Consider the following 15,616-nt stretch of genomic DNA (forward strand, 5'->3'; position numbering starts at 1 on the left):
GCTAGGTTGGAGGGTATGACGCAGGACCACCCCGACGCCGCCGCCCGACCGGTGTCCCGCCCGTTCGGGCGGGTGCTCACCGCCATGGTGAGCCCGTTCACCGCCGACGGCTCACTCGACCTCGACGGCGCCGCCCGACTGGCGAGCTACCTGGTCGACGAACAGGGCAACGACGCGCTGGTGGTCAACGGCACCACCGGCGAGTCGCCGACCACCACCGACGCGGAGAAGGAACTCCTGATCCGCGCCGTGGTCGAGGCCGTCGGTGACCGCGCCCGGGTGGTGGCCGGTGTCGGCACCAACGACACCCGACACACGATCGAGCTGGCTGCCTCCGCCGAGAAGGCCGGCGCGCACGGCCTGCTGGTGGTCACGCCGTACTACAACAAGCCGCCGCAGAGCGGACTACTGCGACACTTCACCGCCGTGGCCGACGCCAGCGGACTGCCGGTGATGCTGTACGACATCCCGCACCGCTCCGGCGTGCCGATCGACACCGAGACACTGGTCCGGCTCGCCGACCACGGCCGCATCGTCGCGGTCAAGGACGCCAAGGGCGACCTGATCGCCACCAGTTGGGTGACCAGCCGGACCGGCCTCGCCTACTACAGCGGCGAGGACGCGCTCACCCTGCCGGCGCTGGCGGTCGGCTGCGTGGGCGTGGTCGGCACCTCCACGCACTTCACCGGGGCGCTGACCGCACAGATGATCGAGGCGTACGACGCGGGGGACATGCCCACCGCGCTGACCCTGCACAGGCGGCTGCTGCCGCTGTTCACGGGCATCTTCCGCACGCAGGGCACCATCCTGGTCAAGGCCGGCCTGGCAGCGCTGGGCCTGCCGGCCGGCCCGGTGCGACCCCCGCTCGTGGATGCCACCAACGACGAGATCGCCCAGCTGCGCGCGGACTTCGCGGCAGCGGGCCTGGAGCTACCCGAATGATCGAACGACACGACGGGCGCCGGGTGACGGCGTCGCAGAATGAGGTGGACGAGTGACCGAGGCGCACATCGAGGCGGAACTACCCCCGCCGCTGCCGGAAGGTGGCCTGCGGATCATCCCGCTCGGCGGGCTCGGCGCCATCGGTCGGAACATGACCGTCTTCGAGTACGACGGCAAGTTGCTGATCGTCGACTGCGGGGTGCTCTTCCCCGACGTCGAGCAGCCGGGCGTGGACCTGATCCTGCCCGACTTCGGCCCGATCCTGGACCGTCTCGCCGACGTGCAGGCGATCGTGCTGACCCACGGCCACGAGGACCACATCGGGGCGGTGCCCTACCTGCTGGCCCACAAGCCGGACATCCCGCTGGTCGGCTCGCAGTTCACCCTCGCCCTGGTCGAGGCAAAGCTGGCCGAGCGGCGGATCCAGCCGTACACGCTGACCGTGCGCGAGGGCGGCCGGGAGCGGCTCGGGCCGTTCGAGTGCGAGTTCTTCGCGGTCAACCACTCCATCCCGGACGCGCTCGCGGTGGCCATCCGCACCCCGGCCGGTCTGGTGCTGCACACCGGCGACTTCAAGATGGACCAACTCCCGCTGGACGGCCGGATCACCGACCTGGCCGGCTTCGCGCGGCTTGGTGCCGAGGGCGTCGACCTGCTGCTCTCCGACTCCACCAACGCGGAGATCCCCGGCTTCGTCACCCCGGAGCGGGAGATCGGGCCGGTGCTCGACTCGATCTTCGCGAAGGCCAAGGGCCGGATCATCGTGGCCTCGTTCGCCTCGCACGTGCACCGGGTGCAGCAGGTCTTCGACTCCGCCCTGGAGCACGGCCGCAAGGTCGCCCTGATCGGCCGGTCCATGGTCCGCAACATGGGCATCGCCCGCGACCTCGGCCTGCTCAACATCCCGGCCGGCCTGGTCATCGGGATCGAGGAGGCGACGACCCTGCCTCCGGACCAGATCGTGCTGATGTCCACCGGGTCGCAGGGCGAGCCGATGAGCGCGCTCGGCCGGATGGCCAGCGGCGACCACCGGCACATCACCATCGCGCCGGGCGACACCGTCGTGCTGGCGTCGTCGCTGGTGCCGGGCAACGAAACCTCGGTCTACCGGGTCATCAACCGGCTCGCCCGCGCCGGGGCGGTGGTCGTGCACAAGGACGTCGCGAAGGTGCACGTCTCCGGGCACGCGCCGGCCGGCGAACTGCTCTACCTGCTCAACGTGGTCCGGCCCAGCAACCTGATGCCCGTGCACGGAGAGTGGCGTCACCTGCGGGCGCACGCCCGGCTCGGCATCGAGTCCGGGGTCGCCCCCGACCGGGTGGTCATCTGCGAGGACGGTGACGTGGTCGACCTGGTCGAGGGCCGCGCCAGCCTGGTCGGGCACGTGAAGAGCCGGTACGTCTACGTCGACGGTCTCGCCGTCGGCGACGTCAGCGAGTCGCTGCTCACCGAACGGCGGATCCTCGGCGACGGCGGCTTCATCGCCACCACCGTCGTCGTCGACTCGGTCACCGGCAAGGTGGTCGCCGGTCCGACGCTGTCGGCCAAGGGCTTCTCCGAGGACCCGGAGGCGTTCAACCCGGTGATCCCGCTGGTCACCGAGGCGCTCAACCGTGCCGCCGCGGACGGCATCACCGACCCGCACCAGCTCCAGCAGATCGTCCGGCGGACCGTGGGGCGGTGGGTCAACGACGCGTACCGGCGGCGGCCCATGATCGTGCCCACCGTCGTCGAGGTCTGACGCACGCGTGACCGGGCCGGTCGCCGACGTCCCCCGTGGATGTCGGTGACCGGCCCGGAGCCTGTTCCGGCTCAGCCCCGCGACAGTCGCCGCCGCAGCACCAGCAGGCCGGCGCCGAGGGCCAGCAACGCCGCGCCGACGAGGGCGTACGCCCCGCCGGACGGTCCGGTGCGGGGGAGTTGCACGGCGCCCGGGGTGGACGAGGTCACGCCGACCGTCGGGCGCGCGGTGGCGGTCGGGCTCGGCGTGAGCGCCGTACCGGTGGGCGACGGCGTGGTGGCGTCACCGGCACCCGATCCGCCCGAGCCGTTCAGGCGCAGCGTCGTCACGGTGTCCTTGTTCGTGTAGCGGTTGGTGGGGGCGAGCGACACCTGCACGGTCTTCGTGCCCCCGGTGACCGTCAGCCGTACGTCGAAGCTGTCGGTGACGCCGTCGCCGAGCACGTTCGGCCGCAGGACCTCGCAGGCGACGCCGACCATCCGGCCACGGTCCGCGCAGGTCGGGGCGGCCACCCGCACCCCGGCCGGGGTGGTGACGAACAACGAGTAACCGCCGATGTCGAAGGTGCCGGCGTTGGTGACCCGTACCCGCACCGTCGTCGTCCCGTGGACGACCGGGTCGGCGGTGGCCCGCAACCGCAACGAGGTGCGGTCCGGCCAGTTGACCCGGAAGTCGGTGAACCTGTCGGTGACCCCGGCGGCGTCCCGGCCGGCGACGGCGCCCCACGCCGGCACCCCGAAGACCGGCTCCGAAGCCGACGAGCCGATCGTCAACCGGTACACCCGCTCGCCCCCGGCGGGCAGTTCCGCACCGCCGCAGAGCCAGGTACGCGGCGTGCCCCGGACGATCTCACAGTCCTCGCCCCGGAGCAGGTCGACGTCGACCGGGAGGCGCAGCACGAAGAAGCCCTTCGCGGCGGCGCTGCCGGTGTTCCGGACGGTGACCCCCAGCGGGCCGGAGGGCGCCCACGGGTCCCCGCCGAGGAAGACGATGTCGCCCCGAGCGGTGATCGTGGGTGCGGTGCTCGCGGTTGGCGCGGCGAGGACCGGCGCGGCGACCGCCGGTCCGGCGAGGACGGGTACGAGGAGCAGGGCAGCGGCGAGGAGGCCGGAGCGGAGCAGGCGGTTCATGACGACTCCCGGGGGTTCGCGGTCGGTGATGGCCGTAGCACATCTCCGCGGCGCGTCCGGTTGCGTGTTGTCGGATGTCGCACAGTCGCGCCCCCGCCTGCAACCAACTGCCCTGTCCGCGACCTAGGGGAGCGCGGCGACCGCCTCGGCGTAGGCGACGCCGGTGGCGATGGCGGCGTCCACCAGCACCGTGAGTTGCTCCGGGGCCACCCCGTACGCCAGGTCGGTGGCGACGTCGCCGGCCAGCACCAGCTCCCCGCCGAGGTCGTGCGCGTACGCCTTGGGCAGCAGCCGGTCGTGGTTCCAGGCGTTGCAGAAGGCGTACGCCTCGGCGCGGCGGGTCGCCGGCAGCCGGCGGGCGGCCATCGCGCGGGCGTGCAGCACCTCGCCGCGTTCACCGGCCCGCCGGAACTGGATCACCACCTCGCCCCACCGGCCGACCACGGTCGCGCCCTCGTCCACGACGTACCGGTCGCCGCGTCGGTCCAGGGCGGCGGTGATCATGCCGATGGTCAGCGTGGCCAGCTCGTGCTCGTCGTCCCCGTCGGGCGCGGAGTCGTCGTCGCTGGGCTCGTCGTCGGTGGGCAGGGGAACCGGCGTCGCCACCGGGCGTTCGGCCAGCCACGCGGCCATCCGGCCCAGGTGGTGACCGGAGCCGTTGCGGGCGTCGAAGCTGCCGGCCAGCTCGTTGGCGATGGCGAGCAGGAGGGCGCCGAGGGTGGCGAGATCCAGGTCGGTGGCCGGTCGCCCGCCGTACGCCGGCCGGTGCACGGTGCGGACGCCGAGACCGGCCTCGACGGCCAGCGTGCAGACCAGCGCGCCGGCGGCGGCGAACTCCATCGCGGCGAGGTCGTCGGTGGGCCGGTCCAGCCGGGGCAGCTGCTCGGCCAGGATGGCCAGGCCCCGGTCCAGGTGTCCGCCCAGGGCGCAGAAGCGCAGGTGCGCGGCGAGGTACGGGAACGCCGCGGGTTCGCGCCGGTGCCGCCGGTACGCCCGGACGTGCCCCGCGGCGGCCCGCTCCGGCTCGCCGAGGCGCAGCTCCGGCAGCAACCCGGCCACGAGCGAACGCTCGGGCTGGTCCGTGCAGTCCGCCGCGTCGTCGGTGGGCCCGGCCAGTTCGTCCAGCGCGGCCCGCCACGCACCCCAGCCGGCGAGCAGCTCGGCCCGGCGGGCCGGGGCGCAACCCGGGCACCCACCGGACGGCCCGGCGGTCGTTCCCGCCCACCGCTGGTACCAGTGCCGGGCGGTGGGTTCGTCGCCCAGGTGGTCGGCCATCCGGCAACGCAGCTCGGCGACGGTCGACGCGTCGGGGCCGTCCGACCCGATCCGGTGGGCCAGGTCGTCCAGCAGGGACCGGGTCTGGTCCAGCCCCACCCGGGGCGTGCCGAACAGCGCCTCCACGGCGTACCGCTGCAGGCGCAGCAGCAGCCGGCCCTCCTCCTCGGTGAGTAGCTCCGGACGGTAGTCGGCGGCGGCCCGGCACCGGCGTACCGGCTCGACCAGACGCCACCGTTCACCACGAAGCAGGTACGCCTCGACGAGCGCGAATCGGGCGTCCAGGGCGGACCGGAGGTCCCCGGCGGTGTCGGCGCGCTCGGCGAGGCGTTCGAGGGCGAGGAGGCGGTCCGGCCCGTCGGGCAGGTCGCGTGCGTCGGCCAGCGCGTGGACCAGCGCCGGATCGCGGTGGACGGTCACGCCGGCACCGCGCCGGGCAGGCGACCGACGGCGACGGCGAGTTGGCAGCCGGTCGTGATGCCACAGTCGAGCAGCCGGTCGAGCTGGTGCGGCGTGACGCCACGCTCCAGATCGGTGATCACCTCACCGTGGATCCGGGCCCGGCCGGCGTCGTCGACGTGCACGAACGCCTTGGGCCACAGCCGGTCGTGGTTCCACGCGTTGCAGAACGCGTACAGGTCGGGCACCCGCTCGATCCCGAAGGTCGGCGTGACCATCGTGCGGACCTGGAGCAGCTCGCCGGCCGCGCCGAGGCGCAGGAACCAGATCAGGTTGTCGTCGAAGCGACCCACCAGGTCGCCGTTGGACGCACGACCGACCGGGCGGCCGCGCGCGGCGAGCACCGCGGCGACCAGCTCACCGGTCAGCGGGCGTACCGCACCGGGGTGCCCGGCCAGCGGATCGTCCTCGATTCCCGGCGACGCCATCGGGCATCCCTTTCTGAGGCGGATATCACGACCGGCGGCGGGGTCCGTGTTGCGACGCGCGGACACGACCCGGAAAAGCGGCGATCTGCCCGGCCCCACCGTTACCGTGACTCTATGGCGGGCCGTACCTCTCAGGCGAGCCGGCGACGCGGCGCGTCGCCGCGCGGTGGCACCAACAGCCGTGCCCGTCAACCGGCGAAGAAGACCCGGGCACCGGTACGGCGACGCACCACACCCGCCCGTCCGGGCCCGGCCGTCTACGTGGGCCGCGCTGTCGGTGCACTGTGGATGGGGCTGGCGCACGGGATGGGGTGGGCGGTACGGGCCGCCGGCCGACAGGCCGCCTCCGCCCGCGACCTGGATCCGGAGCACCGCCGCGATGGTGCCGGTCTGCTGCTGTTCGGGCTGGCCCTGCTCAGCGCCGTGGCGCTGTGGTTCTCCGGCGCGGGCCCGGTGGGCGCCCGCTTGGCCGACACGGTCCGGCTGTTCCTCGGCGCGATCTCCGTGGTGGTGCCGGTGCTGCTGATGATCGGCGCGTGGCGGCTCATGCGTCAGCCGGCCGATCCGGAGCACCGGGGTCGCGGGCTGATCGGGTGGGGTTCGCTGCTGGTGTCGACCGCGGCGCTGCTCCAGATCGGCCAGGACCCGGTGGACACCGTGGAGCGTGACTTCGCGGGCGGCCTGGTCGGCGCCGGTGTGGGCGGGTTGCTGGAACGGGCGGTCACCGCGTGGGTGGCCGTACCCCTGCTGGTCCTGCTCCTGCTCTTCGGCCTGCTCGTGGTCACCGCGACGCCGATCAACAAGATCCCGGAGCGGCTGGGTCTGCTCGCCGGAGGGCTCGTCGCGCCGCCGGAGGCCACCGAGGAGGACGACGAGCCGGCTGCCCGGCCCGCGCGCAAGCGGCCGGCGAAGCGGATGCCGCCACCGATCGACCCGGACGACTTCGAGGACATCGAGGGCGCGGACCTCCAGGAGACCATGGTCCTGCCGCGCAAGGCCCCGGCGAAGGTGCCGGCCAGCCGCAAGCCGGCCGAGCCGCCGGAGCACTCGCCCGCGCCCACCCGCGCCGAGCAGCTCGCGTTGACCGGGTTGGCCGGCGACTACACCCTGCCGCCGGCCAACATGCTCAGCAGCGGGGCCGCCCCCAAGACCCGCAGCAAGGCCAACGACGAGGTGATCGCCGCGCTGACCGGCGTCTTCGACCAGTTCGACGTGGACGCCGCCGTCACCGGCTTCACCCGTGGTCCGACGGTCACCCGCTACGAGGTGGAGTTGGGGCACGGCGTCAAGGTCGAGCGGATCACCCAGCTCTCCCGCAACATCGCCTACGCGGTGAAGTCGCCGGACGTACGGATCCTCAGCCCGATCCCGGGCAAGAGCGCGGTCGGCGTGGAGATCCCGAACACGGACCCGGAGAACGTGTCGCTCGGCGACGTGCTGCGCTCGCGGGCGGCGACGAGCGACCACCATCCGATGGTGGTGGCGCTCGGCAAGGACATCGAGGGCGGCTACGTGGTGGCCAACCTCGCCAAGATGCCGCACATCCTCATCGCCGGCGCCACTGGCGCGGGCAAGTCTTCGTGCCTGAACTCCCTGCTGGTGTCGATCCTCACCCGGGCGACGCCGGACGAGGTGCGGCTGCTGCTGATCGACCCGAAGCGGGTCGAGATGACCGGCTACGAGGGCATCCCGCACCTGGTCACCCCGATCGTCACGAACGCCAAGAAGGCGGCGGACTCGCTGGACTGGGTCGTGCGCGAGATGGACATGCGCTACGACGACCTCGCGGCCAACGGGGTCCGGCACATCGACGACTTCAACCGCAAGGTCCGCAACGGCGAGATCAAGGCCCCGCCGGGCAGCGAGCGGGAGATGCGCCCGTACCCGTACCTGCTGGTGATCGTGGACGAGCTGGCCGACCTGATGATGGTCGCGCCGCGTGACGTGGAGGACTCGGTCGTCCGGATCACGCAGTTGGCCCGGGCCGCCGGCATCCACCTGGTCCTGGCCACCCAGCGGCCCTCGGTCGACGTGGTGACCGGTCTGATCAAGGCGAACGTGCCGTCCCGGCTGGCGTTCGCCACCTCGTCCCTCGCGGACTCGCGGGTCATCCTGGACCAGCCGGGCGCGGAGAAGCTGCTCGGCCGGGGTGACGGGCTCTTCCTGCCGATGGGCGCGTCGAAGCCGGTGCGCATCCAGGGCGCGTGGGTCACCGAGCGCGAGATCAGCGACGTGGTGAAGTTCTGCAAGGACCAGCGTGAGCCGGAGTTCCGCCCGGACGTGCTGACCCCCGCCCAGGACAACAAGAAGAAGATCGACGAGGACATCGGCGACGACCTCGACCTGCTGGTGCAGGCCGTGGAGCTGGTGGTCACCTCACAGTTCGGCTCCACCTCGATGCTCCAGCGCAAGCTGCGGGTCGGTTTCGCCAAGGCCGGTCGCCTCATGGACCTCATGGAGACCCGTGGGGTGGTCGGGCCGTCCGAGGGGTCGAAGGCGCGCGACGTGCTGGTCAAGCCGGACGAGCTGGAGGAGGTCCTGGCCGGTCTGCGCGGCGACGTCGACTGACCACTCGCGACCCCCGGACCTGACGGGCCCGCCGGTGTCCGGCGGGCCTCGCCACGCGTGGTCGTCAGTGGAAGATCTTCAGGCCGACCACGCCGGCTACCACCAGCAGCAGGCAGAAGATCCGGGGCAGGCTCACCGACTCGCCGAGCGCCACCATGCCGACCAGCGCCGTGCCCACCGCGCCGATACCGACCCAGACCGCGTACCCGGTGCCGACCGGAATGTCGCGCAGCGCGTACGCCAGGCCGCCCATGCTCAGCGCCAGGGCCAGCACGAACACCACCGAGGGGAGCAGCCGGCTGAAGCCGGCGCTGCGGTCCAGAGCGACGGCCCAGGCCGTCTCCAGCAGTCCGGAGATCACGAGTACGAGCCAGGCCATCGTTCACCTCACGAGGACGAGTCGGGTCTGCACACTGCGGGGCGTCTTGGCCTGACCGGGTACGCCCACCGCTCGTCCGGAGTGACCGCCACGTCGGGCGTCACCACCGCCGACGCTAGCACCGGCCGGCGGCCGCGGATGGTGACCCACGCCACCACGCATTGACCTCTACTTCGCTTCAACTTGCACTATGCGGGCATGGCTCTGCTCTACGCCGACCCCGAGGTCGCCGCCGCCCTGGACGCCGCCACCACCGTCGACGCCATGCGGGCCGCCCTGGTGGCCGCGTACGAGGGGCGCTTGGTCGCCCCACCCCGGGCCGCCGCCCCGCTCGCCGGCGGGCGGATGGTGCTCACCGCCGGGCACCTGGTCGGCAAGTGGTACGGCTACCGGTCGTACGACACGTTCGGCCACCCCCAGGGCGAGCAACTGGTCGTGCTGCACGACGCCGACACCGGGGCGGTGCGGGCCGTCGCCGTGGGCGAGGAGCTGGGCTCCCGTCGTACCGGTGGGCTGGGCGGCGTCGCGGTGGACGCGCTGGCCCGGCCGGACGCGACCACCCTCGGCGTGATCGGCTCCGGGCGGCAGGCGTGGACCCAGGTGTGGGCCGCCGCAGCCGTGCGCCCGCTGCGCGAGGTGGTCGTGCACAGCCGTTCGGGGGCGCGTAGGGAGGCCTTCGCCGCCCGGGTACGCGCCGAACTCGGCGTGCCAGCACGCGCGGTCGGCGACCCCGCCGCCGCCGTCACCGGGCGGGACATCGTGGTGCTCGCCACCACGAGCCCCACGCCGGTGCTGCTAGCTGCCGACGTGAGCCCCGGCACGCACGTCAACACGGTCGGCTTCAAGCAGCACGACCGCAGCGAGTTCGGCACCGACCTGCTGGACGCCGCCGACCTGCTGGTCACCGACTCGCCGGCCCAGGCGGCGGACTACCGGCCGCCGATGCTCGCGGCCCTCCCCGCGTACGCCGGACGGTTGCGGGACCTGGGCGGCATCCTGGCGGGCGCGGTTCCCGGCCGGACCACGGCGGACCAGGTCTCCGTCTTCTGCTGCACGGGGCTGGCCGGTACCGAGGTCTTCCTGCTCGACGCCCTGACCCGGGCGACCGCCGTGACCCGGTGACCGACCCACGCGGGCGGGACGTCCCGGCCGACCAGCGTGCCCGCGTGCGTGGGCTACCGCGAGCGGCCCGGTACCCTCGGATGGTGTCTGCCACCACCTCTCCTTCCGCTTCCGACAACGCCGAGGGCCGTCGCGTCGCCCTGCTCACCCTGGGCTGCGCCCGCAACGAGGTCGACTCGGAGGAGCTGGCCGCCCGGCTGCACGCCGACGGCTGGCAGGTGAGCACCGACGGCGAGGGCGCCGACGTGGTGGTCGTGAACACCTGCGGCTTCGTGGAGAAGGCCAAGCAGGATTCGATCCAGACGCTGCTCGCCGCCGCCGGAACGGGCGCGAAGGTGGTGGCCGCCGGCTGCATGGCCGAGCGCTACGGCAAGGAGCTGGCCGACAGCCTGCCCGAGGCGCAGGCGGTGCTGAGCTTCGACGACTACCCGGACATCGCCGCCCGGCTCAACGCCGTGGTCGCCGGTGAGCAGGTGACCGCGCACACCCCGCGTGACCGCCGCGAGCTGCTGCCGCTCACGCCCGTGCGGCGCCGCGACAGTGGGGTGTCCCTGCCCGGGCACGGCACCGTGGCGCGCGCGGCCGTCGACACGGACGAGCACACCCCGGCCCACCTGCGTCAGGTGCTGCGCCGTCGACTGGACACCGGCCCGGTCGCGTCGTTGAAACTCGCCAGCGGCTGCGACCGGCGCTGCGCGTTCTGTGCCATTCCGGCGTTCCGTGGGGCATTCGTCTCGCGTACCCCCGACGAGCTGCTCGCCGAGGCGGAGTGGCTGGCCAAGACCGGCGTACGGGAGCTGGTGCTGGTCAGCGAGAACTCCACCTCGTACGGCAAGGACCTCGGCGACCCGCGCGCGCTGGAGAAGCTGCTGCCGCAGCTCGCTGCGGTGTCCGGAATCGTCCGGGTGCGGGTGAGCTACCTCCAGCCGGCCGAGACGCGGCCCGGGCTGGTCGAGGCGATCGCCGGTACGCCCGGGGTGGCCCCCTACTTCGACCTGTCGTTCCAGCACTCCAGCGAGCCCGTGCTGCGCCGGATGCGGCGTTTCGGCTCCACCGATCGGTTCCTGGAGCTGCTGGCCAGCGCCCGGGCGCTCGCGCCGGAGGCGGGTGCGCGGAGCAACTTCATCGTCGGCTTCCCCGGCGAGACCCGCGCCGACGTCGACGAGCTGATCCGCTTCCTCACCGAGGCCCGGCTCGACGCGATCGGCATGTTCGACTACAGCGACGAGGACGGCACCGAGGCCGCCGGCCTGCCCGGCAAGGTCTCCGCCGCGACCATCAAGCGGCGGTACGACCGGCTCAGCGCGCTCGCCGACGAGCTCTGCTCGCAGCGGGCCGAGGACCGGCTCGGCTCGACCGTCGAGGTGCTCGTCGACGCGATCGTGGACGGCGTGGTGGAGGGCCGGGCCGCGCACCAGGCGCCGGAGGTGGACGGATCGACCACCCTGGTCGCGCCGGTCGACGGCGGGGTCGACCTGAGCGCGCTGCGCCCGGGTGACCTGGTGCGGGCCACGGTGACCGGCACCGAAGGGGTGGATCTGCTCGCGGTGCCGGATGAGATGATCTCGGCGGCGCCCGGCGCGGCACGGTGACGGCGGGCCCGGACGGAGCGGGGGAGCCAGGTGGTGTGGTGTCGGGAACGCCACGGCGGCCCGAGCGGAGCGAGACGGTGACCGGGGCGACGGAGTCGACGCCGGCCCGGGTGGTCGCGCGGGTGCCCGTGCTCAACGCGGCCAACGCCCTGACCGCGCTGCGGCTGGTGTTGGTGCCGGTCTTCGCCGCCTCGGTGATCGTGTCGGGGATGACCCACGCGGGCTGGCGGATGGCGGCCTGCCTGATCTTCGCGGTGGCCTCGGCGACCGATCTGGTGGACGGTTGGATCGCCCGCCGGTTCGGGCTGGTCACCTCGGTCGGCAAGGTGGCCGACCCGATCGCCGACAAGGCGCTCACCGGCGCGGCCCTGGTGCTGCTCTCCTGGTACGACCGGCTGCCCTGGTGGGTGACGGCGCTGATCCTCGTCCGTGAGCTGGGCATCACCGGGCTGCGCTTCTGGGTGATCCGGCACGGGGTGATCGCGGCCAGCCGTGGCGGCAAGATCAAGACCGCGTTGCAGATCCTGGCCATCGCCTGGTACCTCTGGCCGATGCCGGCCGCCCTCGCCGCCGTCGGCCCGTGGATCATGGGCGCTGCCGTCCTGGTCACGGTCGCCACCGGCTTCGACTACATCCTCCAGGCCCTCCGCCTCCGCCGCCCCCGCCCCTGACCCCCTTCTGGGCCCGGTGATCATGAAGTTGTTGCCGTCCGGATCGGCGTGTCGGGGCGATAACTTCATGATCGACGGGGTTCGGCCGGGAGGGTGGGCCGGGAGGGTGGGCCGGGAGGGTTGGGGGTTGGCGGGTGGGGAAGGACGGGATCATGCAGCGGGAAGAGAACGCGACGGGTAGCGCGGCGGCGGGTGTCGTGCACAGCCTGTCGCAGCGGCGCGAGACCCTCGCCACCGTCGAATCGCTCACCGGCGGGCTGCTGGCCGCGTCGATCGTGGAGATCGCCGGGGTCAGCGGGATCTACCGGGGCGGGTTGGTCGTCTACGCCACCGAACTGAAGGCCACGCTCGCCGACGTACCGTCCGACCTGCTGGCCGAGCGCGGACCGGTCGACCCCGACGTGGCGGCGGCGCTCGCCGAGGGCGGTCGGCGGCGCTGCGGAGCGGACTGGGGGCTCGCCACCACCGGTGTCGCCGGCCCGGAGCCGCAGGACGGCAAGCCCGTCGGCCTGGTCTACGTCGCGGTCGCCGGCCCGACCGGCGTCGAGGTCCGCGAACTCCACCTCGACGGCGGGCGGGACCATGTCCGCTCGGTCGCCGTGATCGAGGCGCTGCGGCTGCTCGCCGAACGCATCCACGCCGCCGACGAGGCCGCCCTCGACGGCCTGGGGCCGGCGGACGCAGGCACCCCCGCCAGCGCGGGGACGGGTGGCGGCGCCACCGGGAACGGCACGGGAACGGCCGCCGACAACGCCCGGGGCGGTCTCGGTACGGCCGGCGCGGGGCGTCGGTGAGTCGTCCCGCCAGGATCCGACGGGCGGGGTGGGATGTCGCCGGGGCGCGCAGCGGGTACGGTTGCGGGAAGGCTCCGACGCTTGGAGTCGGCGCGGTCCGCCGCGGCCGGCTGCCTGCCGCCGGGCGTGAGGTATCCCTCAGGGGGAGGTGCGATGGTCCTGCTACGCCGGGTGATCGGTGACGCACTGCGGGCGCGCCGGCAGGGACAGCAGCGCACACTGCGTGAGGTGTCCACCGCCGCCAATGTCAGCCTCGGTTACCTCTCCGAGATCGAGCGGGGGCACAAGGAGCCGTCCAGCGAACTGCTGGCCGCGATCTGTGACGCGCTCGGCGCCCGCCTCTCCGAACTTCTCCGCGAGGTGAGCGACACCGTGGCGCTCGCCGAGCAGATGCCCGCCGGGGTGCTCGTCGGCATGCAGGACGAGCCGGCCGAGGCCGCGCCCGTCGCGCCGGCCGCCGTCCGCAAGGCCGCCAACCGGGGCGTCCGCCAGGTCACCTCCGACGGCAAGGTCGCGGTGTCGGTCCGGCAGGACTCTCCGCTGCGGGCGACGCTGCGCAGCACCCGGGTCCGGCCCACCGAGCGCGACCGGGACGTGGTCTGCGCCGCCTGAGCACCGTGCGTCCGTTGCCCGTGGGCGACGTGGCGCTGGCCGCGTAGGGTTGCCCGCAGGAGCCGACGGTGCCCGTCGTGCACCCGGTACGGATGCCGCGCTGGCGTTCTGCTGGGACGATGGAGACCGGCCGGGTCGCGGTCGGTCGGCGCAATCCGGCCCGACCGCGGTGGAGCGACGCTACTGAGGGGATACCGCGGAGATGGCGAACCCGTTCGTCAAGGGCTGGAACTACCTGATGGCGCTCTTCGGCGCGAAGATCGACGAGCACGCCGACCCCAAGGTGCAGATCCAGCAGGCCATCGAGGATGCCCAGCGGCAGCACCAGGCGCTGGTCCAGCAGGCAGCGGCCGTCATCGGCAACCAACGTCAGCTGGAGATGAAGCTGTCCCGGCAGATGTCCGAGGTCGAGCGGCTCCAGGGCAACGCCCGGCAGGCCCTGGTGCTGTCCGACCAGGCCCGCGCCAAGGGCGACGAGGCCGAGGCCGCGCGGTTCGAGCAGTCCGCCCAGGCCCTGGCCACTCAGCTGGTCTCCGCCGAGCAGGCCGCCGAGGACCTGAAGACCCTGCACGACCAGGCGCTCGGCGCGGCCGCGCAGGCCCGCCGGGCAGTCGAGAACAACTCCATGATCCTCCAGCAGAAGCTCGCCGAGCGCACCAAGCTGCTCAGCCAGCTCGAGCAGGCCAAGATGCAGGAGACCGTGGCCCGCTCGTTGGAGTCGATGTCGTCGCTGACCGCACCCACCAACACCCCCTCCCTGGACGAGGTGCGGGACCGCATCGAGCGGCGGTACGCCAACGCCATGGGCCGCGCCGAGCTGGCCGGCAACTCCGTCGAGGGTCGGATGTTGGAGATCCAGAAGGCGACCATCGACTCGGCCGGTTCGGCGCGGCTGGAGCAGATCCGCTCCAGCATGGCGGGGGAGCAGCTCGGCGGCACGGCGCAGCGCCCGGCGGTCCCACAGGCCGAGCAGGCGGGCCCGGGCAGCGACCCGACCGCCGCCGCCCGGCTGGACGAGCTGCGCGCCAGCATGGCCCGCGAGCGGGGCACCGGCGACCCGACCGCCGCCGGCTGAACGACCGGTCCGAGGGGGTCTTCCGGTGGCAGACGAGCGCACACGCTACTTCCGTCAACTGGGTCGGCTGCGCCGGTCCGCCCGGCGGTGGAGCGTCCTGGCCGGTGGGCTCGGCGGAGCCGCGGCGGTGCTGACGCCGTACGCCGGGCTCGGTCTGCCGGACGCGGCCTGGGCCGGCGCCGCGGGCAGCGCGGTGGCGTTGGCCGCCTGGCGCTGGATCGACCTGCGGGCGCTGGCCGCCCGGCCCGCGCCCCCGGCGCTGGACCCGGCCGAGGCCGCCGCCCGGTCCCGGGCCCGGCTGGTGGCCGCCGTCGAGCGGCTGCCGGTGGGCTCCGGCGTGCTGGCCGAGGTACGCCGGGTGCGCAGCCGGGTCGCGCTGCGCGGCACCACCGCCGGACAGCAGTGGGCGCGACTGGACCGCGCCTCGCTCACCCTGGCCGGGATGGCGCCCCGGCTCACCGGGCTCGCCGAGCCGGCCGTGCGGGAGGCCGCCGACGCCGACCGGTCGCTGCGGGAACTCGCGAATCGGGTGGCCAGCGTCGAACGGGCCCTGCGGCTCGCGCCGACCGACGCCCGGGCGCCGCTGGCCGACGCGCACGCCACCCTGACCGCGCAGTTGGAGGGCGGGGTGGCCGCCTACGAGCGGTTGGTGGTCGCCGCCGCCGGCTACCTCGCCGAGGACGCCCGCCCGGAGCCCACCCACCCCGCCGCCGATCGGCTCACCGAGGCCACCGACCTGCTGCACGGCGTGGCGTCGGCCCTGGCCGAGCTGCGTGCCGGCGGCGCCGGCCTGCGCGCGCCGACCCGCTGAGCCGCGCCCGACCGCCG

Annotated in this window: 13 protein-coding genes, 1 pseudogene and 1 riboswitch; of the genes and pseudogenes, 10 read left to right on the plus strand and 4 right to left on the minus strand. The window is 73.7% G+C overall.

Annotated features, from left to right (window positions below; genetic code table 11):
- Window positions 1-15: 15 nt before the first annotated feature.
- Window positions 16-942 (plus strand): 4-hydroxy-tetrahydrodipicolinate synthase, encoded by a 927-nt coding sequence (gene dapA, locus ACN269_RS27000; protein ID WP_421475054.1) that lies wholly within the window; start codon window positions 16-18, stop codon window positions 940-942.
- A gap of 52 nt (window positions 943-994) precedes the next feature.
- On the plus strand, window positions 995-2,683 hold the full coding sequence (locus ACN269_RS27005) for a ribonuclease J (protein WP_421475055.1): 1,689 nt from the start codon (window positions 995-997) through the stop codon (window positions 2,681-2,683).
- A 71-nt stretch (window positions 2,684-2,754) separates the two neighbouring features.
- On the opposite strand, the gene ACN269_RS27010 is transcribed toward ACN269_RS27005, so the two are convergent.
- The 3 genes from ACN269_RS27010 to ACN269_RS27020 form a co-directional block, all read right to left on the minus strand.
- A complete protein-coding gene (locus ACN269_RS27010) occupies window positions 2,755-3,813 on the minus strand; it encodes an LPXTG cell wall anchor domain-containing protein (RefSeq protein WP_421475056.1) in 1,059 nt (352 codons plus the stop codon).
- A 123-nt stretch (window positions 3,814-3,936) separates the two neighbouring features.
- Window positions 3,937-5,556, minus strand: coding sequence for a YbjN domain-containing protein (locus ACN269_RS27015; protein ID WP_421476589.1), 1,620 nt, complete (start codon window positions 5,554-5,556; stop codon window positions 3,937-3,939).
- Window positions 5,505-5,975 carry a YbjN domain-containing protein gene (locus tag ACN269_RS27020; RefSeq protein WP_421475057.1) on the minus strand — a complete coding sequence of 157 codons (471 nt, stop codon included), beginning with the start codon at window positions 5,973-5,975 and terminating at the stop codon, window positions 5,505-5,507. The genes ACN269_RS27015 and ACN269_RS27020 overlap by 52 nt, the downstream gene beginning before the upstream one ends.
- Window positions 5,976-6,089: 114 nt before the next feature.
- On the opposite strand from ACN269_RS27020, the gene ACN269_RS27025 reads away from it, so the two are divergent.
- Window positions 6,090-8,543, plus strand: a complete 2,454-nt coding sequence (locus ACN269_RS27025; protein ID WP_421475058.1) for a DNA translocase FtsK 4TM domain-containing protein — start codon at window positions 6,090-6,092, stop codon at window positions 8,541-8,543.
- Between the two features lie 64 nt (window positions 8,544-8,607).
- Here ACN269_RS27025 and ACN269_RS27030 read toward each other — a convergent pair whose 3' ends face one another.
- The gene (locus tag ACN269_RS27030) at window positions 8,608-8,922 is read right to left on the minus strand and encodes a DMT family transporter (protein WP_421475059.1); all 315 of its coding nucleotides are present in this window, start codon (window positions 8,920-8,922) and stop codon (window positions 8,608-8,610) included.
- Window positions 8,923-8,957: 35 nt separating this feature from the next.
- Window positions 8,958-9,026: riboswitch (guanidine-III (ykkC-III) riboswitch) on the minus strand.
- Window positions 9,027-9,120: 94 nt separating this feature from the next.
- Here ACN269_RS27030 and ACN269_RS27035 point away from each other — a divergent pair.
- The 7 genes and pseudogenes from ACN269_RS27035 to pspM all read left to right on the plus strand — a co-directional run bounded on the left by ACN269_RS27035 (window position 9,121) and on the right by pspM (window position 15,599).
- Window positions 9,121-10,044 carry an ornithine cyclodeaminase family protein gene (locus ACN269_RS27035; RefSeq protein ID WP_421475060.1) on the plus strand — a complete coding sequence of 308 codons (924 nt, stop codon included), beginning with the start codon at window positions 9,121-9,123 and terminating at the stop codon, window positions 10,042-10,044.
- An 80-nt stretch (window positions 10,045-10,124) separates the two neighbouring features.
- Window positions 10,125-11,636, plus strand: a complete 1,512-nt coding sequence (rimO, locus tag ACN269_RS27040) for a 30S ribosomal protein S12 methylthiotransferase RimO (protein ID WP_421475061.1) — start codon at window positions 10,125-10,127, stop codon at window positions 11,634-11,636.
- A gap of 77 nt (window positions 11,637-11,713) precedes the next feature.
- Window positions 11,714-12,307 carry a CDP-diacylglycerol--glycerol-3-phosphate 3-phosphatidyltransferase gene (gene pgsA / locus ACN269_RS27045; RefSeq protein WP_421475062.1) on the plus strand — a complete coding sequence of 198 codons (594 nt, stop codon included), beginning with the start codon at window positions 11,714-11,716 and terminating at the stop codon, window positions 12,305-12,307.
- A 152-nt stretch (window positions 12,308-12,459) separates the two neighbouring features.
- Window positions 12,460-12,951: pseudogene (locus ACN269_RS27050) on the plus strand (CinA family protein); the annotation flags it as partial.
- 303 nt (window positions 12,952-13,254) lie between these two features.
- Window positions 13,255-13,713: a helix-turn-helix domain-containing protein gene (locus tag ACN269_RS27055; RefSeq protein WP_357122511.1), complete on the plus strand. Its 459-nt coding sequence runs from the start codon at window positions 13,255-13,257 to the stop codon at window positions 13,711-13,713.
- Window positions 13,714-13,915: 202 nt separating this feature from the next.
- Window positions 13,916-14,788, plus strand: coding sequence for a PspA/IM30 family protein (locus ACN269_RS27060; RefSeq protein ID WP_421475063.1), 873 nt, complete (start codon window positions 13,916-13,918; stop codon window positions 14,786-14,788).
- 25 nt (window positions 14,789-14,813) lie between these two features.
- On the plus strand, window positions 14,814-15,599 hold the full coding sequence (pspM, locus tag ACN269_RS27065; RefSeq protein WP_421475064.1) for a phage shock envelope stress response protein PspM: 786 nt from the start codon (window positions 14,814-14,816) through the stop codon (window positions 15,597-15,599).
- Window positions 15,600-15,616: the final 17 nt, after the last annotated feature.

Origin of the sequence: Micromonospora sp. WMMD736, from assembly GCF_049179015.1 — a bacterium.
Classification (GTDB): Bacteria; Actinomycetota; Actinomycetes; order Mycobacteriales; family Micromonosporaceae; genus Micromonospora.